Origin of the sequence: Actinomadura sp. NPDC049753 (genome assembly GCF_040674655.1) — a bacterium.
Taxonomy (GTDB): Bacteria; Actinomycetota; Actinomycetes; order Streptosporangiales; family Streptosporangiaceae; genus Spirillospora; species Spirillospora verrucosospora.
Genome location: NZ_JBFARL010000041.1, coordinates 23,797 through 48,197, shown reverse-complemented (window position 1 = coordinate 48,197; position 24,401 = coordinate 23,797). Strand labels below are relative to the sequence as shown.

Annotated in this window: 23 protein-coding genes and 1 rRNA gene; 14 read left to right on the top strand and 10 right to left on the bottom strand. The window is 73.2% G+C overall.

The window, feature by feature from the left end:
- Positions 1-120 precede the first annotated feature (120 nt).
- Positions 121-237 (top strand): 5S ribosomal RNA (gene rrf, locus AB0K37_RS14030).
- Between the two features lie 90 nt (positions 238-327).
- Here rrf and AB0K37_RS14025 read toward each other — a convergent pair.
- The 3 genes from AB0K37_RS14025 to AB0K37_RS14015 form a co-directional block, all read right to left on the bottom strand.
- The gene (locus tag AB0K37_RS14025; RefSeq protein ID WP_363979786.1) at positions 328-573 is read right to left on the bottom strand and encodes a WYL domain-containing protein; all 246 of its coding nucleotides are present in this window, start codon (positions 571-573) and stop codon (positions 328-330) included.
- Positions 574-1,684: 1,111 nt separating this feature from the next.
- The gene (locus tag AB0K37_RS14020) at positions 1,685-2,191 is read right to left on the bottom strand and encodes a tetratricopeptide repeat protein (protein ID WP_363979783.1); all 507 of its coding nucleotides are present in this window, start codon (positions 2,189-2,191) and stop codon (positions 1,685-1,687) included.
- A gap of 16 nt (positions 2,192-2,207) precedes the next feature.
- Positions 2,208-3,464, bottom strand: coding sequence for a cytochrome P450 (locus tag AB0K37_RS14015; protein ID WP_363979780.1), 1,257 nt, complete (start codon positions 3,462-3,464; stop codon positions 2,208-2,210).
- Between the two features lie 413 nt (positions 3,465-3,877).
- Here AB0K37_RS14015 and AB0K37_RS14010 point away from each other — a divergent pair, with 413 nt between their 5' ends.
- The 3 genes from AB0K37_RS14010 to murA all read left to right on the top strand — a co-directional run bounded on the left by AB0K37_RS14010 (position 3,878) and on the right by murA (position 6,967).
- Complete coding sequence (locus tag AB0K37_RS14010; protein WP_363979777.1) at positions 3,878-4,903, top strand: M4 family metallopeptidase; 1,026 nt, start codon at positions 3,878-3,880, stop codon at positions 4,901-4,903.
- Positions 4,904-4,957: 54 nt separating this feature from the next.
- Positions 4,958-5,581 (top strand): LysE family translocator, encoded by a 624-nt coding sequence (locus AB0K37_RS14005; RefSeq protein WP_363979774.1) that lies wholly within the window; start codon positions 4,958-4,960, stop codon positions 5,579-5,581.
- 84 nt (positions 5,582-5,665) lie between these two features.
- Positions 5,666-6,967, top strand: coding sequence for a UDP-N-acetylglucosamine 1-carboxyvinyltransferase (gene murA, locus AB0K37_RS14000; RefSeq protein WP_363979771.1), 1,302 nt, complete (start codon positions 5,666-5,668; stop codon positions 6,965-6,967).
- Here the strand turns inward: murA and AB0K37_RS13995 are convergent.
- Positions 6,964-7,506 (bottom strand): hypothetical protein, encoded by a 543-nt coding sequence (locus tag AB0K37_RS13995; protein ID WP_363979768.1) that lies wholly within the window; start codon positions 7,504-7,506, stop codon positions 6,964-6,966. The genes murA and AB0K37_RS13995 overlap by 4 nt on opposite strands.
- 98 nt (positions 7,507-7,604) lie before the next feature.
- Here AB0K37_RS13995 and AB0K37_RS13990 point away from each other — a divergent pair, with 98 nt between their 5' ends.
- From AB0K37_RS13990 to AB0K37_RS13975, 4 genes are all read left to right on the top strand, one after another.
- Positions 7,605-8,759, top strand: coding sequence for a cytochrome P450 (locus AB0K37_RS13990; protein ID WP_363979765.1), 1,155 nt, complete (start codon positions 7,605-7,607; stop codon positions 8,757-8,759).
- Between the two features lie 49 nt (positions 8,760-8,808).
- Complete coding sequence (locus AB0K37_RS13985) at positions 8,809-9,672, top strand: hypothetical protein (protein WP_363979762.1); 864 nt, start codon at positions 8,809-8,811, stop codon at positions 9,670-9,672.
- A 76-nt stretch (positions 9,673-9,748) separates the two neighbouring features.
- Positions 9,749-11,350, top strand: coding sequence for an acyl--CoA ligase family protein (locus AB0K37_RS13980; RefSeq protein ID WP_363979759.1), 1,602 nt, complete (start codon positions 9,749-9,751; stop codon positions 11,348-11,350).
- A 105-nt stretch (positions 11,351-11,455) separates the two neighbouring features.
- Positions 11,456-12,970: an FAD-dependent monooxygenase gene (locus AB0K37_RS13975; protein WP_363979756.1), complete on the top strand. Its 1,515-nt coding sequence runs from the start codon at positions 11,456-11,458 to the stop codon at positions 12,968-12,970.
- Positions 12,971-13,003: 33 nt separating this feature from the next.
- On the opposite strand, the gene AB0K37_RS13970 is transcribed toward AB0K37_RS13975, so the two are convergent.
- Positions 13,004-13,411, bottom strand: a complete 408-nt coding sequence (locus AB0K37_RS13970; protein ID WP_363979753.1) for a DUF2795 domain-containing protein — start codon at positions 13,409-13,411, stop codon at positions 13,004-13,006.
- A 97-nt stretch (positions 13,412-13,508) separates the two neighbouring features.
- On the opposite strand from AB0K37_RS13970, the gene AB0K37_RS13965 reads away from it, so the two are divergent.
- Positions 13,509-13,868 (top strand): hypothetical protein, encoded by a 360-nt coding sequence (locus AB0K37_RS13965; RefSeq protein ID WP_363979750.1) that lies wholly within the window; start codon positions 13,509-13,511, stop codon positions 13,866-13,868.
- Positions 13,869-13,899: 31 nt separating this feature from the next.
- Here AB0K37_RS13965 and AB0K37_RS13960 read toward each other — a convergent pair whose 3' ends face one another.
- Positions 13,900-15,300, bottom strand: a complete 1,401-nt coding sequence (locus AB0K37_RS13960; RefSeq protein ID WP_363979747.1) for a cytochrome — start codon at positions 15,298-15,300, stop codon at positions 13,900-13,902.
- A gap of 142 nt (positions 15,301-15,442) precedes the next feature.
- Here AB0K37_RS13960 and AB0K37_RS13955 point away from each other — a divergent pair, with 142 nt between their 5' ends.
- The gene (locus tag AB0K37_RS13955) at positions 15,443-15,631 is read left to right on the top strand and encodes a DUF5302 domain-containing protein (protein WP_185024029.1); all 189 of its coding nucleotides are present in this window, start codon (positions 15,443-15,445) and stop codon (positions 15,629-15,631) included.
- A gap of 78 nt (positions 15,632-15,709) precedes the next feature.
- On the opposite strand, the gene AB0K37_RS13950 is transcribed toward AB0K37_RS13955, so the two are convergent.
- The 3 genes from AB0K37_RS13950 to AB0K37_RS13940 form a co-directional block, all read right to left on the bottom strand.
- Positions 15,710-16,348, bottom strand: coding sequence for a pyridoxamine 5'-phosphate oxidase family protein (locus tag AB0K37_RS13950; protein WP_363979743.1), 639 nt, complete (start codon positions 16,346-16,348; stop codon positions 15,710-15,712).
- A 107-nt stretch (positions 16,349-16,455) separates the two neighbouring features.
- Positions 16,456-17,493: an MBL fold metallo-hydrolase gene (locus tag AB0K37_RS13945; protein WP_363979740.1), complete on the bottom strand. Its 1,038-nt coding sequence runs from the start codon at positions 17,491-17,493 to the stop codon at positions 16,456-16,458.
- Positions 17,494-17,533: 40 nt separating this feature from the next.
- Positions 17,534-18,496: a hypothetical protein gene (locus tag AB0K37_RS13940; protein WP_363979737.1), complete on the bottom strand. Its 963-nt coding sequence runs from the start codon at positions 18,494-18,496 to the stop codon at positions 17,534-17,536.
- Positions 18,497-18,597: 101 nt separating this feature from the next.
- Between AB0K37_RS13940 and AB0K37_RS13935 the strand changes: the two genes are divergently transcribed.
- The 3 genes from AB0K37_RS13935 to AB0K37_RS13925 all read left to right on the top strand — a co-directional run bounded on the left by AB0K37_RS13935 (position 18,598) and on the right by AB0K37_RS13925 (position 21,155).
- A complete protein-coding gene (locus tag AB0K37_RS13935; RefSeq protein ID WP_363979734.1) occupies positions 18,598-19,242 on the top strand; it encodes a PadR family transcriptional regulator in 645 nt (214 codons plus the stop codon).
- A 150-nt stretch (positions 19,243-19,392) separates the two neighbouring features.
- On the top strand, positions 19,393-20,382 hold the full coding sequence (locus tag AB0K37_RS13930; protein ID WP_363979731.1) for an ATP-binding cassette domain-containing protein: 990 nt from the start codon (positions 19,393-19,395) through the stop codon (positions 20,380-20,382).
- Positions 20,379-21,155: an ABC transporter permease gene (locus tag AB0K37_RS13925; protein ID WP_363979728.1), complete on the top strand. Its 777-nt coding sequence runs from the start codon at positions 20,379-20,381 to the stop codon at positions 21,153-21,155. The genes AB0K37_RS13930 and AB0K37_RS13925 overlap by 4 nt, the downstream gene beginning before the upstream one ends.
- A 55-nt stretch (positions 21,156-21,210) precedes the next feature.
- Here AB0K37_RS13925 and AB0K37_RS13920 read toward each other — a convergent pair whose 3' ends face one another.
- Complete coding sequence (locus tag AB0K37_RS13920; protein WP_363979725.1) at positions 21,211-22,575, bottom strand: M20/M25/M40 family metallo-hydrolase; 1,365 nt, start codon at positions 22,573-22,575, stop codon at positions 21,211-21,213.
- A 241-nt stretch (positions 22,576-22,816) separates the two neighbouring features.
- Between AB0K37_RS13920 and AB0K37_RS13915 the strand changes: the two genes are divergently transcribed.
- The gene (locus tag AB0K37_RS13915; protein ID WP_363979722.1) at positions 22,817-24,400 is read left to right on the top strand and encodes an ABC transporter substrate-binding protein; all 1,584 of its coding nucleotides are present in this window, start codon (positions 22,817-22,819) and stop codon (positions 24,398-24,400) included.
- The last annotated feature ends 1 nt before the right edge of the window (position 24,401 follow it).

Below are 24,401 nucleotides of genomic sequence, written 5' to 3'. Positions count from 1 at the left end.
CGCGTCCCTGTGTGGTTCCCAGAAAACAACCTGGGCACCGCGGTTTTGATAATTGGATACCGAGCCGAATGGTTCGGACGTTGATTTGCCCGCCCCTTTTGTGGGTGGTGCGTTGAGACGTTCGGTGGTTTTGGCGAGGGGGAAACACCCGGTCCCATCCCGAACCCGGAAGTTAAGCCCTTCAGCGCCGATGGTACTGCATGGGAGACCGTGTGGGAGAGTAGGACGCCGCCGGACACATATTGCAGGAAGGCCCCGCCGTTACCGGCGGGGCCTTTCTCATTTCGGGAGTCGATTCACCTTTGACCTCGTTCTTTTGCGGTGCGGTCACCGCCGCGCGGTGGCCGATTGCGACGAAAGCGGCCCGTTCGGCGTCTTCAGCCGCGGCCGGTCGACACGGTAGGTGTGCCTGTCCCGCCGGCTGATGTCCCAGCCCACCAGATACCAGCGGCGTTCCGAGTGCACGAGCCGGTGTGGCTCGGCCTCACGGTGACCGTAGTGTCCCTCGTGCGATCGGCCCTCGAACCGCAGCACCTCATGGTCCCGGCATCCCGTGGCGATGGCGATCAGCATCTCGGGATCCACCGGTGCCGCCGCTCACATCGTAGGCACGGTCATCGACCGGAGCGCGTGCACGCGATGCCGCAGTCGCGGGGATCTGGCCGCGCGCACGGGCGATGCGCCGGGCTGTTGCGCCGGCCGGACCCGGCAGCGCTGGGGCGAGTTGCGCCCGCCCCCTCGCGGACCAGCGCGGCCAAGCCGTCCCGGCGCGGGGAAGGGCCGCCGCGTCTTCCGCGCGGTGGCGCCCCTGGTGGGCGTCGGGGGTCCTCGATGGTGGGGTACTCGGTGCCCTTCACGCGGCCGCGGCCGCGGTCGTCGACCGGCAGTCGGCGTTGCGCACGCCCTCTGCGGACCAGCGTCGCCAATCTGCCGCGGCGCGGGGAAAGAGTCGCCGCGTCTCCGCGCGGTGGCGCCCCCGTGCGCGTCGGAGGCCCTGCATGGTGAGGCGCTCGGTGCCCTTCATGCGGCCCACGCTCGTCGACCGGCAGTCGGCGTTGCGCACCGCCGATAGCGTGCCGCTCTCCCGGCCCAAACAGGAGCTGTACGTCCCCGTCCGAGGTGGAGAAGGTGCTGCGCCGCCATTCTGCCGAAGTTCGTACGAGCTTGGCGAGCGTTCGCACACGGACCTCTCTCGACGACGGCGACTGAGCTCCCGGCGGCGGTTCGCGCCCGACCTCACCTTGACCGCCTTCTCGTCGTCGAGCAGCAGAGGGAGCAGGTTGGCTCGGCCCCAGACGGTCGCCCGGCCCCCGGCCTCCCGGCCCCCGGCGGTCGCGTGTGCCAGGTATTCCAGTTTGCGCAGCCGGTCCACGTCCTGCAGCCGGTCCATGTCTCGCGGGCGGTCCAGGTTTCGAGGGCGGTCCAGGTTTTTCCGCGCGGTCTGCGTCGTGTTGTCGAGCCGTTAGGCCAGTTCTGTGCCGGATCAGTTCCCGGGGGCCTTGAGGAGGGACAGCAATCCGCACCCTGCTGGAGGAATGGGCTACATCTGACCCTGCCCAGCAGTACCCACGCACAGTCGCCCTGGTCGGCTTTCGGGCACGCCTACGGCCACCGCCGCGGGGCGCACCGCATTGAACGGCCCACCAACCATCGTCCGCGTCAACAACCTTGCGGAATGCAACACCTAATCGGTGGGGTCGTCCTGTGTCAGGGCCTTCGCGTAGTTGGAGAGCGAGCGGTTGTACCGGGGGAGATGGCGTGACAAGGCGTCCAGAGCCAGGCCGGTCGCCTCGCGTTCGCGGCCGACGTCGGTGAGCGCGAGCGCGAGGAACGCGGTGACGGCGTCGTCGAGCTCGTCCGAGCCGGCCTCCCGCTCCGCGGTCAGGAGGGCGACGCTCTCCTCGGCCCGGCCGAGATTGCGGAGCGTGCTGGCGTACTGGATCACGGCCTGCCTGCGCCGCGCTTCGGGGAGTCCGGCGGCGAAGGCCCGCCGGTAGTGGTCGGCGGCCTCCGCCTCGTTGCCGATCGAGTCGTGCGCGGACGCCAGCTCGTACTCGCCGACGGCGTCGCCGGGCGGAAGCTCGGCGGTCAGGGCCTGGACCTTCCCGAGGAAGTCGGCGGGCTCGTGGTCGTCGAAGGCGCCCCAGAGGCCGGCCATGCGCTGTTCCCATTCGGGCGCGGGATCGATCATGGTGGCCAGGATACGGTCACCCGGCCCGCTCCGGCGGATGGAGGTCGAGCCAGAGCTCCGCAGGATGACGGATCAACGTGACGGTGTTCCAGACGACGTCGTGCGGCGCCTGATGCAGTCGGGCATCCGGGAAGCGGCGGGTGAGTTCGCGCAGGACGGTGGTCAGCTCCAGGCGGGCCAGCGGTGCGCCCAGGCACACATGGGGGCCGGCTCCGAAGGCGAGGTGGGGGTTCCGGGCGCGCTCAAGGTCGATGCGGTCGGGGCCTTCGAACACGCCCGGATCGCGGTTCGCGCGGTCGATCGCCGGAATCACCAGGTCGCCCTCGCGCAGCCGGACGCCTCCGAGTTCCACCTCGCGGACGGCCCGGCGCGGCTGCGCGGATTCGAACGCGGTGCCGGGGGTGGTGCGCAGCAGTTCCTCGACCGCGCCGGAGATGCGATCGGGATGGGCCGCGAGAAGGCGGTAGAGGGTCTCGCCGCCGTCCTCCCGGGTGGTGAGCAGCCGGAACAGGAAGCCCGCGATCGCGGCGGCCGTGGTCTCCCATCCCGCGATGACGACGCTCGCCGCCAGGAGCGCCGCCTCCTCCAGGGCCGTCCGCCGGCGGACAGCGTTGGCGGCGATCACGGAGAGGAGGCCGCCCTCCTCGGAGCGGGGTTCGGCGTCCGCCATGAGTCCGCCGAGGCGCTCGGCCATGTACCCGCTCATCTCCAGCACCGCGCGCTCGTTCTCGGCGGCGCGGTCGTCGCCCGTGGACAGGAACATGTCACCCCACCTCCTGAACAGCGGCAGGTCGTCGTCCGGCAGGTGCATCACGCTGCCGATGACGCCGAGGGTGAGGGGCATGGCGAGCTGCTCGTTGACCTCGATCGGGTCGCCCGCCCGGACGAGCGAGTCGAGCAGGCCGGTGGTGAGCCGGTCGACGGTCGGCTGGTACCGGCCGATCCGGGCGGGTGCGAAGGCGTTGCCGACCAGGTCCCGGTGCACGCGATGTTCCTGGCCGTCCCGTGCCAGCATCGTCGGGGAGGTGGGCGGGTAAGGCGGGATCGCGTCGGCTCCCGCGCGGCGGAACGTGTCCTGCTCGCGCAGGACGCGCACGCATTCCCTGTGCCCCGTGACCAGGAACGCCTCGTGTCCTTCCGGAAGGCGGACCCGCGTGACGGGCGCGAGCCCCTCGTAGAGAGGGGACAGCCCCATCGGATCGTCGGGGCGATGCCCGTCGACCGGGACGTCCTGGCACGGGAACGGGTAGCGCGGGTGATCGGTCGACGTCACGTGGCTCCTCGCGGCTGTCGCTGAGATGGTCACCTGTCCGCCTTGAAGCTCCGCGACATGCCCCTGCCCGTCAACCCCGCGGCGAGGTTCCTGTGGCGTCGGCGACATCTGGTGGCGGCGCAACCCCTGTGCAACCTGGGATGCGGCAGAATTGGACCGCTCGACCACGGTCGGGATCATGGTCGCGCCGGTGCCAACCCACACACTCGCACCGGCGCGGCCGCCGCCCCGCAGGTCAGACGTTCGCCCCGCGGGGTCGGGATTCGCCTGCGGCCTGCTACTCCTGCCGTCGGTGCGGGCACCAGCACAAACGTCGCCAGTGTTCGGGGCCGCCAACGGGCGATGCCAGACAGACTTGGATCCGGCGCGGATTGGACCTGTCCCCCTGCGGGGCCTGGCCGTACCGTCCGCCCATGCGTAACACACGACGTTTCGCCCTGGCGGCCGTGGCCGCGTTTCCCCTCATGGCCGCGCTGCCGGCGGCGTCCGCCGCGGACTTCGGTGCGACCGCCACCGGAACCGCCTTCTACCCCAATCCCGTCCAGCAGCTCGGCGACCAGTCCCTCACCGACGCGAAGGACGCCGACTACGCCGCCCTCGCGCCCGCCTACCGGCAGGTGACCCTCACCGACCTCGACGGGTCCGGCTCGCTGACCGGCCGGTACGTGCGCGTCAAGAGCGAGACCGGCAGCGCCGCGCGGATCGACGGCGGCGCGCTTCCCGCCTACCACCGCGACTCCGACCAGTTCGAGCAGGTGATGGGCTACTACTGGGTGACGACCGCGCAGCGCTACCTGCAGCACCTCGGGTTCGGGTCCGGTCTGCGCCCGGTGAACCAGCGGCAGATCGAGGTGCGGATCAACCAGTACGGCGGTGACAACTCCTTCTTCCGCCCCGACAAGGCGAACATCACGCTCGGCAAGGGCGGGGTGGACGACGCCGAGGACGCCGAGGTGATCGTCCACGAGTACGGCCACTCCGTGCAGGACGGCCAGGTCACCGGGTTCGGCACGAACCTGGAGTCGGGCGCGATCGGGGAGGCGTTCGGCGACTACCTGGCGGTGGCGGTCACCAGCTGGGCGACCGGCACACCGACCAAGACCCCGGAGCCGTGCGTCGCCGACTGGGACTCGGTCTCCTACACGTCCGGGCCCACGCACTGCCTGCGGAGGCTGGACGGGACGAAGCACTACCCCGAGGACGTTCGCGGTGAGGTCCACGCCGACGGTGAGATCTGGTCGCGGGCCCTCTGGGACATCCGCCGGTCGCTCGGCGACTCCAAGGCGAGCACGCTGATCGTCGAGGCGCAGTTCGCGTTCGCGCCGGACACCTCGTTCAAGGCCGCCGCCGAGGCGACCGTCGCGGCGGCGCAGCGCCTCTACGGCGCGGCGGCCGCGCGGTCCGCGCGGGAGGCGTTCGCCGCGCGGGGCATCCTGTGACCGCGTGAGGCCGGGGGCGCGGTGCGGCCGTCAGGGGCGTCGTAGCATTCGCTCATGATCACGGCCGCACTCGCCTTCGCCGTCGCAGCGATGATCGTCAACGTGGTGCCGGGGCTCGACACGTTCCTGGTGCTGCGGACCTCCGCCGTGCGGGGACGCGGCTGCGGGCTGGCCGCGGCGCTCGGCATCATGGCCGGATGCGCGGTGTGGGGGCTCGCGACGGCGGTCGGCCTGACCGCTTTGCTGACCGCCTCGCACGTCGCCTACACCGCGGTGCGGGTCTGCGGCGCCGCCTACCTGGTCTGGCTCGGGGCGAGGGCGCTCTTGGGGGCCAGACGGAAGGTCGAGGACGACCCCCCGGAGCCCGTCGTGGCCGCGGGACGGCGTGCGGCCTTCCGTGCCGGGATCGGGACCAACCTGCTGAACCCCAAGGCGGGCGTCTTCTACATGAGCCTCGTCCCGCAGTTCATGCCGGACGGGGCGCCGGTGTTCGGCATGACGACGCTGTTCACCGCGATCGACGTGGCCGAGCTGGCGATCTGGTTCTGGCTCGTGTCGGGCGCGGCCGCGGCCATGGGGGAGCGGCTGCGGCGCCCGTCGCTGAGGCGGCGGCTGGAGCGGCTCAGCGGGGCGGCCTTCCTCGGCTTCGCCGCCGATCTGCTGGCCGACCGGCCCTGACCCGGTGATCCGCGTCACCGGACGGGGTGCCGGGGTTGCGACGAAATCGGTGGGCGGCCGTCCGGGACGCCGTAGGCTGCTCGGGTGACTGAGAAGTTGTGGCACATCGAGCCGTCGGGCCCGCTTCGCGGGGACGTCACCGTGCGCGGGGCGAAGAACGCGGTCAGCAAGCACATGGTCGCCGCGATGCTCGGGGACGGGCCGAGCACGATCGGCAACGCGCCGGACGTCGGCGAGGTCGGCATCACGGCGGGGATGCTGGAGCACGTCGGGATGACCGTGGAGCGGTCCGGCGGCGACGTGACCGTCGTGCCGGGGCCGGTGTCGGACCCGAGCGTCGGCAAGGCGTTCACCGGGCTGAACCGCATCCCGATCCTGATGCTGGGCCCGCTGCTGCACCTGGCCGGCGAGGCGTTCGTGCCGCTGGTCGGGGGCGACCCCATCGGGCGGCGGCCGGTCGACTTCCACGTGGAGGCGCTGCGGGCGTTCGGGGCCGAGGTGTCGCTCGCCTCCGACGGGATCCACGCGCACGCCACGCGCCTCGTCGGGACGCGCATCGAACTGCCGTACCCGAGCGTCGGCGCCACCGAGACGGTGCTGCTGGCGGCGGTGCGGGCCGAGGGGAAGACCGTCATCCGCAATGCGGCGACCGAGCCGGAGATCACCGAGCTGGCGCTGTTCCTGCAGCGGATGGGCGCGCGGATCTCCTTCGCCCCCGACCGGCGCATCGTCGTGGAGGGCGTCGAGCGGCTGAGCGGCGCGCAGACGCGGCTCGGCGGCGACCGGATCGAGGCGTTCTCCTACCTCGTCGCGGGCCTGGTGACGGGGGGCGAGGTGCGGGTGCACGGGTGCCAGCAGGACCGGCTCGTCACCGCCATCACGACGCTGACCCGGATGGGCGCCGAGTTCGAGATCACCGACGACTGGATCATGGCGTCCGCGCCCGGCGGCCTGCGTCCCGCGGCGGTGCAGACCGACACCCACCCCGGGTTCGCGACGGACTGGCAGACGCCGCTGATGGTGCTGTTCACCCAGGCGGACGGCATGTCGGTGCTGCATGAGACCGTGTACGAGAACCGGCTCGCCTACGTCCCGGCGCTGCAGAGCATGGGCGCGGAGATCGAGGTCTACGACACGTGCCTGGGCGGCCCCGCCTGCCGGTACCACGACACGGCGGCGCTGCACTCGGCGGTGGTACGCGGGGTGACCAAGCTCCGCGGCGGCGACGTGACCATGCCCGACATCCGGGCCGGGTTCTCGGCGGTCCTGGCGGCGGCGGTCGCGGAGGGGCCGTCCACGCTCCGGGGCGTGCACCACATCGAGCGCGGCTACCACCGTCCGGTCGAGCAGTTCCGGACGCTGGGCCTGTCGCTGCGGGCGGGCTAGGACGGAAGGACGGGGGACGGGGTCGTCCGGGGCCAGGTGAAGGTGAGCGACCCGCCGACGGGCAGGTCGCGCCAGAGCGGCACCAGCTCGTCCAGGCGGGCCAGGACGCGGTCGACCGCGGGCCTGTCCTCGGGCGGGATCGGCCGCCGCTCGGCCCACGCGGGGGTCCGGGCGCCGGCGCGGCGGCGCCAGGCGAGGTCGCACAGGCCCGCCAGGTGCTCCGACCTTCCCATGTCGCCGGGGTCGGACCGGTTGAGGAAGGCCTCCCGCTTCTTCAGCCGGCGCTGCTCCCTGGCCCGGCGCCGCGCGTCGCCGGGCGCCTCGACCGTCTCGTTGAAGCCGCCGCCGCCCCCCGCCGCGGCGCGTCCGAACACGCCGGATGTGAGGCCCATCTCCGCCTCGACCAGGTAGTGGACGAGGTCGTGCGGGATCTGGTCGTCGTAGCCGGGGGCGGGATCCATCCGGCGCGGGTGCCGGCCCGGAAGCCTGACGACGGTGGCGTAGCGGCGTTCACCCGTCCGCTCGAAACTCACGTCCATCCGGCCAGGCTAGGCCGGAGCCTTCCCGCGCCGCATTTCCTTTTCCTACGGTGTTGATCAGATTCCTACGGTGGCGATCGGAAGCTGAAGGGGGTGCCGTGGAGTTCGACCGGACCGATCCGTACCCGTTCTACGCCCGGGCGCGCGAGGCCGAGGGGCTGACCTTCGTCCCCGAGCTGGACGCCTGGCTCGTCGCCCGGCACGCCGACGCGCGGGCGGTGCTGCGCGATCCGGAGACGTTCTCCTCGGCGAACGCGCTGCGCCCGGACGTGGTGCCGGGGCCCGAGGCGGTCGCCGTGCTGCGGTCGCTGCCGCAGGGCCGCCCCGTCGTGCTCACTGCGGACGGCGACGACCACCGGCGGGTGCGCGAGCCGCTGACGCGCGGGCTGTCGCCCAAGCGCGCCGCCGCGGCCCTCCCGTTCATCAGACGCCGGGCTCGGGAGCTGGTCGCGTCCTTCGCCGGCGACCACCGCGTCGAGCTGATGGGACGGTACGCGCGCGTCCTGCCGGGCGAGGTGATCGGGCACATGCTCGGCATCGACCCGGACGAGGTGCCGGCCCTCATCGAGGGCGGCTACCGGGCGGAGGACCTGGTCTTCCGGCCGATGAGCACGGACGAGCAGGTCGCCGCCGCGGAGCGGGTCGCGGACATGAAGCGGGTGCTGGACGCGCATGTGAGGAGCCGGGAGCCGGGGGACGACCTGTGCGGCGAGATGGTGCGCGCGATCGAGCCGCACGGCACGCTCATCTCCAACCTGCAGAACATCCTGCTGGCCGGGCACCTGACGACGACGGCGCTCATCGGGACGGCGGTGCTGCACCTGCTGCGGAACCGGGAGCAGTGGGAGCTGCTGTGCGCCCGGCCCGAGCTGGTCCCGGCGGCCGTCGAGGAGGCCGCGCGCTACGACACGGCCATCCAGGGGTTCCGCCGGGTCACGACCCGGCCGGTGCGGGTGGCGGGCACCGACCTGCCCGCGGGCGCCGAGGTCTTCGTCGCCTTCGCGGCCGCCGGACGCGATCCAGGGGCCCACGACCGTCCCGACGAGTTCGACATCACCCGCGAGCCGGCGCGGCACCTGGCGTTCGGGCACGGAGTCCATGCCTGCCCGGGCTCGCAACTCGCCCGTGAGCAGGTCCGCGTCACGCTGGAGGAGCTGACCGCGCGGCTGCCGGGCCTGCGCGTGGAGGAGCCGGTGGAGATGCTGCCGAGCCTGATCCACCGCTCGCCCAGAGAGCTGTTCCTTACCTGGTGATGGCCGAAACCTACAAGACGGGCGCACTCGCGGCGGCCAGGCTTGAGGCATGGATCTGACCAGAGCCTCCGACTTCATGGCCATGCACGCGCGTCCCCTGGACCGCCGCCGCTTCGAACTGCTGACCGGGGAGGGCGACCGGGACGCGCTGCTCGCCGCGCTCAACGCCTACCGGAACCCCGACGGCGGATACGGCCATGGCCTCGAGCCCGACCTGCGGTCGCGGACGAGCCAGCCGGGCCCCGCGCTGCACGCGTTCGAGGTCTTCGAGGAAGTCGCGCCGGTGACGGCACCGGAGGCGGTCGCGCTCTGCGACTGGCTGGAATCCGTGACACTGCCCGACGGCGGTCTGCCCTTCGCCCTGGGCATGCCCGATCCCGCGGGCTGCGCGCCGTTCTGGGCGGAGGCGGACCCCGGCACGTCGTCCCTGCAGATCACCTCCGTGGTCGCGGCCATGGCGCAGCGCGTCGCCGCCCACGACCGGGCGGTCGCAGAGCACCCCTGGCTCGACCGCGCTACCCGCTACTGCCTCGGCTCTCTCCGCGGCAGGGACGCGTTGCACGCCCTGGAGGCGCAGTTCGCCATGTGGCTGGCCGACGCCGTGGAGGACACCGAGGCCGTCGCGTTCCTCGGCGAGCACATCCCGGACGACGGCCTCGTCCACGTGGAGGGCGGTCTTGAGGACGAGACGCTGCGCCCGCTCGACTTCGCGCCCTTCCCGGGGCGCCCCGCCCGGTCCCTCTTCAAGCCGGACGTCGTGGCCGCCGAGCTTCGACGGCTCGACGGCATGCAGGAGGACGACGGCGGATGGCGCGTCGACTTCGCGTCCTACTCGCCCGCCGCCGAACTGGAGTGGCGCGGGTACGCCACCGTCAGGGCGGTCTCCATCCTGACCCGAAACGCCGAGCGCTAGCCGCCGTGCGGGGGCGGGACGGGTGCGCGTGGGATCCTGGAGACGCAGGCCAATCCGACGGCACCGGAGGCTCCCGATGGACAACGGCCCGGGTCGCACGGCGCTCACCCCGCTCGCGTTCCTCGAACGGTCGGCGCAGGTGTTCCCCGGCAAGACCGCCTACGCCCACGGGGACCGGCGCGCCACCTACGCGGAGTTCGCCGCCGAGACGACCCGGCTGGCGAACGCGCTGCGCGCCTCGGGGATCGAGCCCGGGGAGCGGGTCGCCTACCTGGCGCCCAACATCCCCGAGCTCCTCGTCGCGCACTTCGCCGTGCCGCTCGCCGGGGCCGTGCTCGTGGCGATCAACACGCGGCTCGCGCCGGACGAGATCCGCTACATCCTCGACCATTCCGGGGCGAAGGCGCTGGTCGTGGACGCGGGACTGCATCCGTCGGTGGCGCCGCTCGCGGGAGACCTGCCCCTGGCGGTGACCATCCCCGCGGCCGGCGCCGACCCCGACCCCGCGGTCGGCGGCATCGGCTACGAGAAGCTGCTGGCGCGCGGCTCGGACGACCCGCTGCCCTGGGCCGTCCGGGACGAGGACGCCGCCATCTCGATCAACTACACGTCCGGCACCACGGGACGGCCCAAGGGCGTCGTCTACACGCACCGTGGCGCCTACCTCAACGCGCTCGGCGAGGTCGTGCACTCCCGGCACACGCCCGAGAGCGTCTACCTGTGGACGCTGCCGATGTTCCACTGCAACGGCTGGTGCACACCGTGGGCGCTCGCCGCGATCGGCGGGACGCAGGTGTGCCTGCGCGCCGTCGTCGCCGCGGAGATCTGGCGGCTCATCGACGCCGAGGGTGTCACCCACCTCAACGGCGCCCCGACCGTCCTCGTGGCGATCGCGAACGCGGCGCAGGCGCACCCGCTGGAGCGGCCGCTGACCGTCACGACGGCGGGCGCGCCCCCGAGCCCGACGATCATCGGGCAGATGGAGGGGCTCGGGGCGGACATCGTGCACGTGTACGGGCTGACCGAGACCTACGGGCCCTACTCGGTGTGCGAGCCGCAGCCCGGCTGGGCGGGACTGCCCGCCGGGGACCGGGCCCGGCTGCTGGCCAGGCAGGGCGTCGGCATGATCCAGACCGACGGGCTGCGGGTCGTCGACGACGACATGAACGACGTCCCGGCCGACGGGACGACGCTCGGCGAGATCGTCATGCGCGGCAACAACGTCATGAAGGGCTACCACCGGGACGAGCAGGCCACCGCGCACGCGTTCCGCGGCGGCTGGTTCCACTCCGGCGACCTCGGCGTCCGGCATCCCGACGGCTACGTCGAACTGCGCGACCGGTCCAAGGACATCATCGTCTCCGGCGGGGAGAACATCTCCACGGTCGAGGTCGAGCGGGCGATCGACTCGCATCCGGCCGTGCTGGAGGTCGCCGTCGTCGCGGTCCCGGACGACAGGTGGGGAGAGCGCCCCAAGGCGTTCGTGGTCCTGCGCGACGGGCGCACCGCCACCGAGGCCGAACTCGTCGAGCACGTCCGGGAGAGCCTTGCCCGCTACAAGGCGCCGGACACGGTGGAGTTCGTCGCCGAGCTGCCCAAGACGTCCACCGGGAAGATCCAGAAATTCCAGCTCCGCGAGCGGGAGTGGGCGGGGCGCGACCGCCGCGTCCAGGGCTGAGAACCCCGCCGCCGCAGGGGCTGCCGCCATGTGAGGCGCGGCGGTTCGCGGGAAGTGTCCTGTGCGCCGGGCATCCGGGCCGCCGGATGCGAGCGAGAGGGGAGCATGATGCCGCCCACCGACGGGTCGACCGGGAACGTGCTGATCGTGGGGGCGGGCCCGACGGGCCTCCTGCTGGCGGGGGACCTGGCCGTGGCCGGGGTCGGCTGCACGGTGCTGGAGTGCCGCGCCGAGGAGACGACCGATCTGACGCGGGCGTTCGCCGTGCACGCCCGCACCCTGGAGATGCTGGACGCGCGCGGCGTCGCCGACGAGCTGGTCGCGACGGGGACGCGCGCCGGGCGGCTGCGGCTGCTCGGCTCCACCGACCTCGACATGTCCCGGCTGCCGGGCCGCTTCCCCTACGTCCTCGTCACGCCGCAGTACGAGACCGAGCGCGTCCTGAAGGAGCGGGCCGTGGCCGCCGGCGCGGAGATCGTGTACGGCGTCGAGGCCGTCGGGCTCCGCCAGGACGCGGCGGGCGTGGACGTCGACGCACGGACCGCCGACGGCGCGACGCGGACGTTCCGCGCGTCCTACGTCGTCGGCGCCGACGGCGTCCGCAGCACCGTCCGGCGGGCGCTCGGGCTGCCGTTCCCCGGCCGCGCGGTGGTGCGGTCGGTGATGCTCGCCGACGTCCGGCTGGACCAGGCGCCCGCGGACGCGCTCACCGCGGGAGCAGTCGGCGACGCGTTCGCGTTCGTCGCCCCCTTCGGGGAGGGCTGGTACCGGGTGGTCGCGTGGAACCGCCGCCACCAGGCGCCCGACTCCGAACCCGTCGACATGGAGGAGCTCCGCGAGGTGACCCGCCGCGCCCTCGGCACCGACCACGGCATACGGGACGTGCGCTGGACGTCCCGGTTCCACAGCGACGAGCGGCAGGTGCCGCGCTACCGCGTGGGACGGGTCTTCCTCGCCGGGGACGCCGCGCACGTCCACTCGCCGGCGGGCGGCCAGGGCATGAACACCGGGATGCAGGACGCGGCGAACCTCGGGTGGAAGCTGGCCGCCGAACTGCACGGGTGGGCGCCGTCATGGCTGCTCGACAGCTACCACGAGGAGCGGCATCCCGTCGGGAGGGTCGTCCTGCGCAGGAGCGGCGCGCTGCTGCGGTTCACGCTCGCCGAGCCTCGCTGGGCGCGGGCCGCCCGTGCCGCGGCAGCGTTCGCGGCGACCCGCGTGCCGCCCGCGGCGCGGCGGATCGCCGCCGCGGTCTCCGGCATCGACATCGCCTACCCGGCGCCGCGCGGCTCGCATCCCCTGACCGGGAGGCGGGCCCCGGACGTCCCGCTCGCGGGCGGCGCGGGCAGCCTGTTCCGGCTGCTGGGGGACGGACAATTCGTCCTGGTCGTCGCCGCCAACGACCCCGCGGTGACCTACCTGGCGACGAAGCGGTGGGCCGGGCGCGTGCACTGCGCCGTCGCCGGCGGCGCCACGCGCACGACCGCGCTGGTGCGCCCGGACGGCTACATCGCCTGGGCGACCGACGAGACGGCCCCGGATCGCCGCGCCGCGGCGATCCGGGACGCGCTGGGCCGGTGGTGCGGGCGCGGCGCCGAGATCAGCAGCCACGCTCGGTAGCACCGCCCGTCAGCACCGCCCGTCCAGTGCCCGTCAGTAGCGCCGCTCCTCGCGGCCGTAGCCGAGCTGCTCGGCCACGTCGGCGACGTTCTCGTACTCGCGTTTCGGCAGCGTCCGCAGCTGGTCGAGGGCCCCGTCCGGAGCTCCGCCCTCGGCCGCGTGCCGGACCAGCTCGTTCGGGCGGGCCGGGTAGCGGACGCCACTGAGCATCCGGGCCAGGGCGCTGCGGCCCTCCACGTCCTGCGCGCTCATCCCGGGCGGGGAGCCCTCCCGGTCCCCGGCGGTGGCCGCGGCCGGGTCGGCGGGGTAGTCGTTCGAGAACGGCTCGGTCTCCTTGAACTCCTCGGCGTGCGTGGGGTGGCCGCCGCTGACCATGCCCTGGGTCTCGCGGCCGATCTCCTCGTCGAGCTTCGCGCCGTGCTTGTCGCTCTTGTCTGGCATCTCTTCCTCCCTGCCGTCTACCGGACGGAACGTTCCCAGGCGCGCGTGTCCAAACATGCGGGCGGTCTCGCGGCGGCGGCGCGGTACGGTGTGGCGCATGCTGGCGGAAGAGGGCGTGAACGCGGTCCGGGTCGTGGTGGGGCTGCTGGTCCGGGGCGACTACGAGGAGCTCGAGACCCTCACCGAGGGGCGCAGGCTGAGCGCTTCGCAGATGGCCGACGCGGTGACCGCGTCCGGGCGCGAACTGATCAGCCCGCCCGACGACGCCTTCGCGGACCTGGAGGTGTCCGGGGTCGAGCAGGTGTCGGGCGGGGAGCGCGCCTTCCGCGTGGCGTTCCCGCTGTGGACCGCGGGGGAGGGACGCTCCGCGCTGGTGCTGCGGCTCACCCTGACCGAGGTCATGGACGGCGTGTGGACCGTCGAGGTGGACGGCATCGGGGAGCCCGCCGCCGGGTGACCCCGGCGCGTTCCGCGAAGGACGGGGCCGGTCAGGACTGCGACAGCCGCATCATCCGCAGGACGCGCCGCACCAGCGAGGCCTGCCCTCCCTCGTCCGGCGCCTCCTGCTCGGCCGCCTCCTCGGCGGCGGGGGCGGGCCGCGGCTCGGGCGGGTCCCCGGCCAGCTCGTAGGTGACCGGCAGCGACCGCAGGCCGCGCATCAGCGGGGACGAGCGCCACACGAGCCGGTCGGCGGGCACCGCGAGCCGCAGGCCGGAGAACCGCTCGAACAGCCGCTCCACCGCGATCGTGGCGATGGTGGTGGCGAGGTCGCGGCCGAGGCAGGCGTGCGGGCCGGCGCTCCACGCCAGATGCGCGCGCGAACTGTAGATCGAGTCGGGCGCCCCGCCCGCGGCGAAGGCCGGGTCCTGGTGCGCGGCGGCGGGCGAGACCATGACCGGGTCGCCCGCCGCGATCTGGAACCGGCCGAGGCGCACGTCGGCCTTGGCCCACCGGAACGCCAGGTTCGCCATCGGCGGGTTGGCGGCCGCGGCCCGGTTGATCGCCTCCTGGATCATCCCGGCCGACAGGCTGTCGCGGGCGCCGGTCTCGCCGATCAGCACCTCGGTGATGGTGTTGCAGATCAGCGTTCCCGTCACGTCGCCGACGAGGCCGGTCATCATCGCCATCTCGCCGGTCAGCTCCTCGGCGGTCAGGTCGGGCACGGCGGCGAGCATGAAGGACGGCAGGTCGTCGGCGGGGGAGGCGGCCCGCGCCGCGCACAGGTCCGCGACCCGTGCGATCAGCCGGGCCGACGCCTCCTGGGCGTCGGGGCCCGCGTCCGTCACCCGCCACAGGTCGAGGATCAGCTCGTCGCCCTCGTCGGCCTCCGAGCCGAGCAGCCGGCCGATCACCATCAGCGGCAGCGGCCGCGCGTACTGCGCCGACAGGTCCGCCGAACCGGACCGGCCGCCGCTCTCGGAGATCACCGTGAGCAGTTCGTCGGCGTACCGCCGGACGGCCAGCTCCAGCGACTTCGCCTCCGGCCGGCTCCGGTCCTGGAACGGCCGCAGCCCCTCGCTCCAGGCGCCGCGCAGCCGGGTGGAGTCGGCGCCGTCGCGGAACCCGCAGTTGTCGGACTCGACCACCGGCAGCATCGGCCAGTCGGCCGGGACCGAGCCCTCCCGGTACGCGCGCCAGGTGCCGACCCTCCGGCTCCAGTTCCCCCGGTGGTCGCGCAGGATGTCGAGCGTCTGGGTGTAGCCGATGACGAGCCAGGCCGGCACCCCGAGGACGTCCACCGGCGCGACGGGACCGTACTCCGCCCGCAGCCGCTCGTAGAACGCCGCGGGCCGGGACTCGTAGTCGCGGTTCAGCAGCGGCTGGACGGCGAGCGCCTCCAGCGGCGGATGGGCGGGGACGGGCTCGGCCTGCGGCGTCTGGGGCTCCACGTGCACAAACCCTAGGAGAGAACGTTTGCCGATGGCCGGTTTATGCTGGAATCTCCCACGGCGATCTTTCGGCGTGCACGGGCCCGCGTCCACCGCGGGGTGTGTGACGCTAGGGGTGCCCATACAAGAGCTGGAGGTCCGCATGGCCGACTCCGCAGGAGCGCCCGAAGACGGCGAGGACGAGGTGAAGCGCAGGTTCCGGGAGGCCCTGGAGCGCAAGCGCGGCGCGGAGAGCAAGAACGCCGGCGCCGGCGGCCGGAGCGGCTCGAAGGTGCGCGGCACCCACGAGCGCGCCGACCACCAGCGGCAGTTCCGCCGCAAGAGCGGCTGACCGGGTCGCACCGCAGAAGGACCCCCGCGCGGACCGCGCGGGGGTCGTTCCGTTTCCGCCGCCGCCCCGGCCGCCGTTTCAGGCCTGGTAGAGCTTCTTGCTGTAGTTCGCCTCGCTGTAGTACTCCCGGAGCTCCTCGACGCTCTCCTCAGTGTACTGGACGTCCTTGACGATCCGGGCGTGCGGCGGCAGCGCCTCCGGATCCCACGACTCCGCCTTCCACAGCTTGGATCGCATGAGCGCCTTCCCGCAGTGGAAGAAGATCTGCTCGATGTCCACGACGAGCGCGAGGGCCGGCCGGTGCCCCTTGACGACCATCTCGCCGAAGAACGGCGCGTCCCTGACCAGCGTGGCCCGGCCGTTGATCCGCAGGGTCTCGGCGCGCCCCGGCACGAGGAAGATCAGGCCGACGTGCGGGTTGCTCAGCACGTTCATGAACCCGTCCGCGCGGCGGTTGCCGGGACGGTCCGGGATGGCGATCGTCGTGTCGTCGATCACGTGCACGAAGCCCGGGGGGTCGCCCTTGGGGGAGACGTCGCAGTTCCCGGCGGCGTCACTGGTGGCGATCAGGCAGAGAGGGGACCGGGCGAGCCACCGGCGGTCCCATTCGTGCAGCGCGACCCGCTCCTTGTCGATCGCCCGCCGCATGGGCGCGCCGAGAAGTTCGCGCAGCTCCGCCGGGGAGGTGATCGCAGTGAACTCGGGGGCGACCGTCATCGCCGCTCCTTCCGCCGGGGGATCGAAGATCAGCGTAACCCCGGCGGTTCCGGGCGGCCGACGGCGGGGCGGCGTTCTCCCCGCGGGCACACGACCGGACCGGGGAGTCAGCCCCGCGCGGCGTAGCGGCGGACGCCGCCCTCCTCGTGGGCGTCCAGCACGCCCCGGTCGGCGAGGACGTCCAGATGCGCCTCGATCTCCAGGACGGCCAGCATCCGGCTGAACGCGTCCAGGTCGCCGAGGCTGCGCCTGCGGCGGGTCCAGGGCATCGCGGTCGCCACCTCGAAGGCCGTGGCGCGCCCGGCGCGGACCTGCGCGGCGGCGGCGTCCAGCCGCTCGGCGTGGTGCTCCAGCAGCTCGTCGATCCGGGTGTGCACGCTCGGCCGCACGGGGCCGTGCGCGGGCAGCAGCACGGTGTCGGGCATGTCGCGGACCAGCCGCAGCGACTCCAGGTAGCTGCGCAGCGGCTTGGGCTCCGGCTCGGTTTCCAGCCCGATCGACGGCGTGATGTGCGGCAGGATGTGGTCACCGGCGAACAGCAGCCTGGCCGCCGCGTCGCGCAGGACGACGTGGCCGCGCGTGTGCCCGGGGGTGGCGAACACGTCCAGGCCCCGTCCGGTCAGGGCGACGCGTTCCCCGTCGTCCAGCCACGCGTCCGGCATGGTGTGCGGGACGTCCCGTTCGGAACGCTCCACGGGCCTGCCCGCGATCTCGTCGGCCACCTCGTCCGCGCCGCACCGGCGCAGCAGCTCCACCTGCCGGGGGTGCAGCCCCCGGCGAGCGTCGAACGCCTCGATCGACGGCCGCTCGCCCCGCCCGATCCGCACGCGCGTCCCGAACGACTCGCGCAGCGCCAGTGCCTGCGAGTAGTGGTCCCAGTGGGCGTGGGTGACGAGGAACTGCGCCACATCGTCCAGACGGTGCCCGAGGGTGGCGAGGGCGCCTCGGAGCGAGGCCTCCGTGTCGGGCATGGCCCAGCCGGAGTCCACGACCACGAGGCCTTCGGCGTCCTCGATGACGTACACGTTGACGGCGTGCAGCGACGGGATCGGCAGGCCCAGGGGGATCCGGTGCACCCCCGGCGCCACCGGATGAGCGCCCGGCTCGGTCCAGTCAGTCGGCTGCTCCACGACCGGTGCCGCCACCGCGTGCCCCCTCTATTGTCGAATCACGTTCGGGAAGAACCTACTTCATCCCGGACATCCCTTTTATCCCCGGCCCCGCCTTCGAGGCGGGGCGCCCGGGGTGGGGGTCGCGGTCGGCGGCGCGGCGGGCCTCGGCGGCGGTCTCGCGGGCCTCGCGCGCGGCCTCCTCCGCGCGGGCGCGATTCTCCTCGGCGCGGTCCGCCCTTCTGGACGCGGCGTCCCGCTCGGCGATCGCCCGTTCCAGCTCGTGCCTGAGATGCCCCACCTTGGCGGACGCCTCCCGCATCTCGCGCCGGGCCGCGTCGGCGCGCTCCTCGCGTTCGGCCAGCTTGTCCTCGGCCTGCTCGGCGCGCTTGCGCAGCGTCTCCGCCCGCTTGGCGCGGGCGGCGCTCGTGCGCGTGACGTTCGACCTCGCCGGCTCCGCCTTCCCCGCCGGCTCGGCCTTCCTCTCGGGCGGCGGCTTCTGCCGGGCGGGCCGCTCCCCGGGCGTCGCCTTCGCGCGCTCCTTCCGGTCCGCGGGCGCCGCGGAGAACCCGGCGGGGACGAAACCGGAGTGGCTGCGGGGCTGCGACAGCCGTCCCTCGCGGACCTCCTCGGCGACGCCGGCGTCCACGGTGGCCGCCTGGAGGGTGTCCTCCACCTCGCGGACGGCCTGCTCGCGCAGCGCGCCGCCCGCTTCCGCGGCGAGCCGGCCGGCGGTCCGCACGAGCGACGCGACGAGCCCGGCACGTCGCCGCTCCAGGTCCCCGAGGCCGCGGCCCGAGCCCCAGGCCGCCCGCATCTCCTCGCCGACGTCCAGCAGCCCGGCGATCTCGTCCGCGGCCGAGCGCGCGAGGAGGTTCACCGCCCATGCCGAGAGCGTGGGGCGCCGCAGCGCCCCGATCCGCTTGGCGAGCGCGGCGTCGCCCTCCTTTCTGGCCTCCCGGGCCAGGCGCTTCCGGGTCTCCACGAAGTCGGCGGGCAGGACGCCGTACAGGTCGTCGGCCGCACTGGAGAAGTCCACGTCCGATCTCTACCCGCACCGGGTGCGCGCGCATCGGGGGTGGACGGAGGCGGCCGCGGATGCGATATTCGTGTGCGAATACTCGTTCACGAGGAGGCGGGATGACCAAGCGGCGCAAGGTGAGCAACCTGCTGGGGCTCGCCGTGTTGTCGACCGTCTCCGCCAGGCCGATGCACCCGTACGAGATGGCGTCCCTGATGCGCGCCCGCGGCAAGGACCGCGACATGGACATCAAGTGGGGCTCGCTCTACACCGTGGTCGGCAACCTGGAGAAGCACGGGTTCCTGGCCGTCCAGGGCAGCGCCAGAGAAGGCGCGCGGCCCGAGCGCACCGTCTACGGCATCACCGACGCGGGACGCGACGAGCTGGCCGACTGGGTCCGGGAGCTGATCGGGGTGCCCGAGCGCGAGCGGCCGCGGTTCGAGGCGGGGCTCTCGGTCCTCGGCGCGCTCGGCCCCGACGAGGTGGCGGCGCTGCTGCGCGGCCGCCTCGACGCCATGGAGCAGGAGATCGCCGCCGACCAGGCCGTCCTGGACGGCGAGAAGGAGGTGCCGCGCCTCTTCCTGCTGGAGGCCGAGTACGACCTGGCGATGCGGCGCGCCGAGGCCGCGTGGGTGCGCGGCTTCCTCGCCGAGATCGAGGACGGCACGCTGCCGCACCTCGACCTGTGGCGCTCCTTCCACGCGACCGGCGAGATGCCGCCCGAGATCGCCGAGCTGGCGGAGAGGGGAGCCCCGGAGGACTAGCGAGCGGAAGGCCCGGCGGCGGTGCTGCAACACCGCCGCCGGGCCCGGACCACCACCGAGAACCCGCGCGAGGCGGGCCCTGGCGGCGTGACGCGACACCAGCCTATCCGGGGCCCTTCGTGCGGCACGTTTCCTGGCACGGAGGAGAACATGGCGCATGCCATCGAGGCCGAGGGCCTCGTGAAGAACTACCCCGGCGACGTCCGGGCCCTGGACGGCCTGTCGATCACGGTCGGGCCGGGCGAGATCCTCGGGCTGCTCGGCCCCAACGGGGCGGGCAAGTCCACCACCGTCAAGATCCTCACCACGCTGGTCCGGCCGGACGCGGGCGCCGCGGCCGTGGCCGGGCACGACGTGCTGCGCAGGCCCGACCGGGTCCGCCGCGTCATCGGCGTGGTGTCCCAGCGGTCCGGCGCCGACCCCGAGGCCAGCGGCCGCGACAACCTCGTCCTGCAGGGCCGCCTCTACGGGATGGGCGGGGCGCGGGTGCGCGGCCGCGCGGCCGAGCTCCTCGCCCGGTTCGGGCTGGACGACGCGGCGGACCGGCCGGTGAAGACCTACTCCGGGGGGATGCGGCGGCGCCTCGACGTCGCGCTCGGCCTCGTCCACCGGCCGCGGGTGCTGTTCCTGGACGAGCCCACCACCGGCCTCGACCCGGAGGCCCGCGCGTCGCTGTGGGCCGAGATCGCGCGGCTGGCGGGCGACGACGCGCTCGCGATCCTGCTGACCACCCACTACCTGGAGGAGGCCGACCGGCTCGCGCGGCGGTTGGCGATCGTCGACCGCGGCCGCGTCGTGGTGGAGGGCACCCCCGACTCCCTCAAGGGCGAGCTGCGCGGCGACGCCGTCCACGTGGAGTGGCGGGAGGCGCCGCCCGAGCCGCCGGTGCGGGAGGCACTCGGCCGCCTGCCCGGCGTGCGCGAGATCGTTCTGGACGGGCCGCGCCTGAGCGCCCGCGCCGACGACGGCGCGTCGACCGTGCCCGCCGTCCTCGCCGCCCTCGACCAGGCGGGCGTCCCCGCGGCGGCGGCGACCGTCGCGCGGCCGTCGTTGGACGACGTGTACCTGCGCTACGCCGGACGGCGGTTCGCGCCGGCCGACGCCCCTGCCCCCGCCGAGACCGCCGGAGGTGCCCGATGACCGCGCTCGTGACCGGGACCTGGTGGATGACGCACCGCCGGCTGACCGCGCTGGTGCGCAATCCCGCCGTCGTCGTCATGACGCTGGCGCAGCCGATGATCTGGCTGTTCCTCTTCGGCCAGCTGTTCAGGAAGGTGGCCGAGCTGCCCGGTTTCGGCGGGCAGTCCTACCTGGACTACATCGTGCCCGGCGTGGTGGTCATGAACGCGGTCTCGCTGAACTCGTTCGCCGGGATGGCGACCATGGACGAGATCGAGCGCGGCACCCTCGACCGGTTCCTCGTCACGCCGGTGCGGCGCGGCGCGATCGCGAACGCCGGCGTCATCGAGCAGGCTCTCAGCACGGCGTTCCAGTCGCTCGTGATCATCGCGCTGGGCCGGGCGGCGGGCGCGCACTACCCCGGCGGCCCCGCGGGCGTGGCCGTGCTGGTCGCCGCGTCGGTGCTGATCGGGGTCGTCCTCGCCGCGCTGTCCAACACGCTCGCGCTGCTCGTGCGCGACCGCAACACGATCATCGGCCTGAACGTGATGCTCCTGCTGCCGCTGACGTTCCTGTCGTCGGCGTTCATGGCGAAGAGCCTGATGCCGTCCTGGATGCGGCACGTGGCGGCCGGCAACCCGGTGAGCTGGGCCCTGGACGCGTCGCGCGGCGCGCTCGCGGAGGATCCCGACTGGTCCTCCGTCGCGGCGCACGGCGGATGGCTGCTCGTGCTGACCGCGGCCGCGGTCGGGCTCGCGGTCCACTCGCTCCGGAGCTATCAGAAGTCCCGGTGACGGGGGAGAGGCCGGAGGGGGTTCCGGCGGCCGCGCACCGGAACCCCCTGCCCCCTCAACGGGTGTCGAGGAAGCGGTCCAGGACGCGGGTCCCGAAGGCGAGGCCGTCCAGCGGGACCCGCTCGTCCACGCCGTGGAACATCCCGAAGTAGTCGAGCTCGGGGCCGAGCAGCAGCGGCGCGAAGCCGAAGCTCGTGATGCCGATGCGGTGGAACGACTTCGCGTCGGTCCCCCCGGCCATCACGTACGGCACGGGACGCGCGAGCGGGTCCTCGGCGCGGAGCGCGTCCGCGAGCGCGGCGAACGTCGGGCCCGCCGGGTCGGCGGCGGGGGCCTCCTCGTAGTTGATGAACTCGCGGGTCACCTTCGGGCCGAGCAGCTGGTCGACCGTGGCGAGGAACTCCTCGCCCGTGCCGGGCAGGTAGCGGCCGTCGACCTGCGCGGTCGCCGTGCCCGGCACGACGTTGACCTTGTAGCCGGCGTCGAGCCGGGTCGGGTTCGCCGAGTTGCGGATCGTCCCGGCGAACAGGTGCCCGGCGCGGCCGAGCCGGGCCGCCTCCGCGTCGAGGCGGTCGTGGTCGATGGACGTGCCGAGGGCGTCCGCGAGCCCGTCCAGCAGCGCCCGCACGCCCGGGGTCAGCCGGACCGGCCACTGGTAGGAGGCCAGCCGGGAGACCGCGTGCGCGATCTCGGCGACCGGGTTGTCGGGCGCGGGCTTGGACCCGTGCCCGGCGGTCCCGCGCGCCGTCAGCCGCATCCAGGTCGTGCCGCGCTCGCCGGTCGCGATCGGGTAGATCCGCGCGCCGCCGGCGTCCACGCTGAACCCGCCGGACTCGCTGATCGCCTCCGTGCAGCCCTCGAAGAACCCGCGGTGCTCGCGCGCCACGTACCGGGACCCGTGCTCGCCGGTGCACTCCTCGTCGGCCAGGAAGGCCAGGACCAGATCGCCGCGCGTGCGCCGCCCCTCGCGCAGCCGCGCCCGCACGGTCGCAAGCGTCATCGCGAGGCTGCCCTTCATGTCGACGGCGCCGCGCCCCCACACGCACCCGTCCCGCACCTCGCCCGAGAACGGCGGAACGGTCCAGTCGGCCGGATCGGCGGGGACCACGTCCAGATGCCCGTGGATCAGGAACGCCGGATGTGACGGGTCGGCGCCGGGGACGCGGGCGAGCACGCTCGCACGTCCCGGCGCGGACTCCACGATCGTCGGCTCGACGCCCACCTCGTCCAGCAGCCCGGCCACGTGCTCGGCGGCCGGGCGCTCCGGCTCGGCCACCCCCTCGCCCCGGTTCACGGTGGCGAACCTGATGAGGTCGGCGCAGATCGCCGCCGCCTCGGCGCCGGCCCGGCCGCCTCCGGTCCCGTCCGCCGTGCCGTCCTCTGTGCCGCCGGCCGTCCGGCCCGCCTGCTCGAAGCCCACCGCTGCCCCCGCTCCCCTTCCGCGACGAGGCTTCATTCTGCTCCCTCGCCGACCCGTGTCAACGAATGATCAAGTTCGTCTCGATCCGGTTTCGACTCCGTCAGCGCCATATCCGAACTGCCAGGCTGAGTACGACGCTGCGAGCGTTCCAAGGACCGCGGGCGGCCAAGAGCCCGTGCGCCGAACGACACGGCCGAGGAGGAGCATGACCAGCCTGAGGGGTGCCGGAAGGGGTCTCCGCTTGAACGTCGCGGGTCTCGCGGCGGTGGCGCTGGCCGCGTCACTCGGCCTGTCGGCCTGCGGCGGGGACGACGCCAAGGCGAGCGACGGCACGTTCACCGTGGGCCACTCCGAGCCCGACCACCTGATGCCCGCCAACACGACCGGCAGCTACGCCTTCGACGTGATCACCGAGCTGTTCGACAACCTGATGGACCTGACCAAGGACGGCAAGGCCGTCCCGCTGGCGGCCGAGTCGGTCACCTCCGCCGACCAGAAGGTCTGGACGATCAAGGTCAGGGCGGGCCAGAAGTTCCACAACGGGGAGCCGGTGACGGCGCAGAGCTTCGCCGACGCGTGGAACAACGCCGCCTACGGGCCGAACGCGATGGGCGCCAACGACTACTTCTCGTACATCAAGGGGTACGCGGACCTGAACCCCGAGGACGAGAACGCGAAGCCGAAGGCCGACAAGCTCTCCGGCATCGAGGTCGTCGACCAGAACACGCTCAAGGTCACGCTGAACGACCCGTTCAGCCAGTTCCCGCTGCTGCTGACCTACCCGGCGTACGCGCCGATGCCGAAGGCCGGGCTCAAGGACCCCAAGGCGTTCGACGACCACCCGATCGGCAACGGCCCGTACATGATGGACGGGAACTGGGAGCGCAACAAGCAGGTCAAGCTCGTCGCGTTCCCCGGCTACACCGGGACGCGTAAGCCGAAGAACAAGGGCGTGACCTGGAAGAGCTACTCCAGCGCGGACACCGCCTACACGGACCTGCGGGCGGGCCGGATCGACGTGCTGCAGACCATCCCGTCGGCCAAGGTCCCCGAGGCCAAGCGGCTCCTCGGCGACCGGTTCCTGGCCCGGAAGATGAGCACCACCGACTACCTCGGCCTCCCGGTGTTCGACAAGCGGTTCGCCAACCCCGACCTGCGCAAGGCCATCTCGATGGCCATCGACCGCCAGGGCGTGAACAAGGCGGTCTTCAACGGCAGCTACTTCCCGGCCGACTCGCTGATCCCGTCGATCATTCCCGGGCACCGCGCCAACGCCTGCGGCGAGCTGTGCACCTATGACCCGGCCAAGGCCAGGCAGCTGTTCGACAAGGCCGGCGGGTTCTCCGGGACGCTGGAGCTGTACTTCTCCAACGCGCAGCCGACCTACGCCCAGTGGATGCGGATCGTCGCCAACTCCCTGCGCGACAACCTCGGCATCAAGGACATCCAGTTCCGGCAGGTCCCCGCGTCCGACTACTTCTCCCTGCTGAGCGACCGCAAGGAGAAGGGCCCCTACCGGCAGAACTGGGAGGCCGACTACCCGAGCCCGCAGAACTACCTGGAGAACATGTGGGGCTCGGCGGGCAACCGCATGGGCTGGAAGAGCACCGAGTTCGACGACCTCATCGCCAAGGCCAACAAGACGTCCGACCAGCAGCAGGCCTACGCGCTCTACAACCAGGCCGAGGACGTCGCCATCCGCGAGATGCCGATGATCCCGCTGTGGACGTGGGCGGGCGAGGGCGGCCGCTCCAAGCGGGTGGACAACGTCACGATCACCCCGTTCTCGACGGGCCTGATCGCCACCGAAGTGACGGTGAAGTAGC

What these genes read in the sequence shown, in the direction of transcription:
- AB0K37_RS13950 (WP_363979743.1), bottom strand. Translation starts at nt 16,348, where the DNA reads ATGACGGTCGCCCCCGAGTTCACTGCGATCACCTCCCCGGCGGAGCTG.
- AB0K37_RS13980 (WP_363979759.1), top strand. Translation starts at nt 9,749, where the DNA reads ATGGACAACGGCCCGGGTCGCACGGCGCTCACCCCGCTCGCGTTCCTC.
- AB0K37_RS14025 (WP_363979786.1), bottom strand. Translation starts at nt 573, where the DNA reads ATGCTGATCGCCATCGCCACGGGATGCCGGGACCATGAGGTGCTGCGG.
- AB0K37_RS14005 (WP_363979774.1), top strand. Translation starts at nt 4,958, where the DNA reads ATGATCACGGCCGCACTCGCCTTCGCCGTCGCAGCGATGATCGTCAAC.
- AB0K37_RS13975 (WP_363979756.1), top strand. Translation starts at nt 11,456, where the DNA reads ATGATGCCGCCCACCGACGGGTCGACCGGGAACGTGCTGATCGTGGGG.
- AB0K37_RS13930 (WP_363979731.1), top strand. Translation starts at nt 19,393, where the DNA reads ATGGCGCATGCCATCGAGGCCGAGGGCCTCGTGAAGAACTACCCCGGC.
- AB0K37_RS14010 (WP_363979777.1), top strand. Translation starts at nt 3,878, where the DNA reads ATGCGTAACACACGACGTTTCGCCCTGGCGGCCGTGGCCGCGTTTCCC.
- AB0K37_RS13965 (WP_363979750.1), top strand. Translation starts at nt 13,509, where the DNA reads ATGCTGGCGGAAGAGGGCGTGAACGCGGTCCGGGTCGTGGTGGGGCTG.
- AB0K37_RS14020 (WP_363979783.1), bottom strand. Translation starts at nt 2,191, where the DNA reads ATGATCGATCCCGCGCCCGAATGGGAACAGCGCATGGCCGGCCTCTGG.
- AB0K37_RS13955 (WP_185024029.1), top strand. Translation starts at nt 15,443, where the DNA reads ATGGCCGACTCCGCAGGAGCGCCCGAAGACGGCGAGGACGAGGTGAAG.
- AB0K37_RS13985 (WP_363979762.1), top strand. Translation starts at nt 8,809, where the DNA reads ATGGATCTGACCAGAGCCTCCGACTTCATGGCCATGCACGCGCGTCCC.
- AB0K37_RS13925 (WP_363979728.1), top strand. Translation starts at nt 20,379, where the DNA reads ATGACCGCGCTCGTGACCGGGACCTGGTGGATGACGCACCGCCGGCTG.
- AB0K37_RS13995 (WP_363979768.1), bottom strand. Translation starts at nt 7,506, where the DNA reads ATGGACGTGAGTTTCGAGCGGACGGGTGAACGCCGCTACGCCACCGTC.
- AB0K37_RS13935 (WP_363979734.1), top strand. Translation starts at nt 18,598, where the DNA reads ATGACCAAGCGGCGCAAGGTGAGCAACCTGCTGGGGCTCGCCGTGTTG.
- AB0K37_RS13970 (WP_363979753.1), bottom strand. Translation starts at nt 13,411, where the DNA reads ATGCCAGACAAGAGCGACAAGCACGGCGCGAAGCTCGACGAGGAGATC.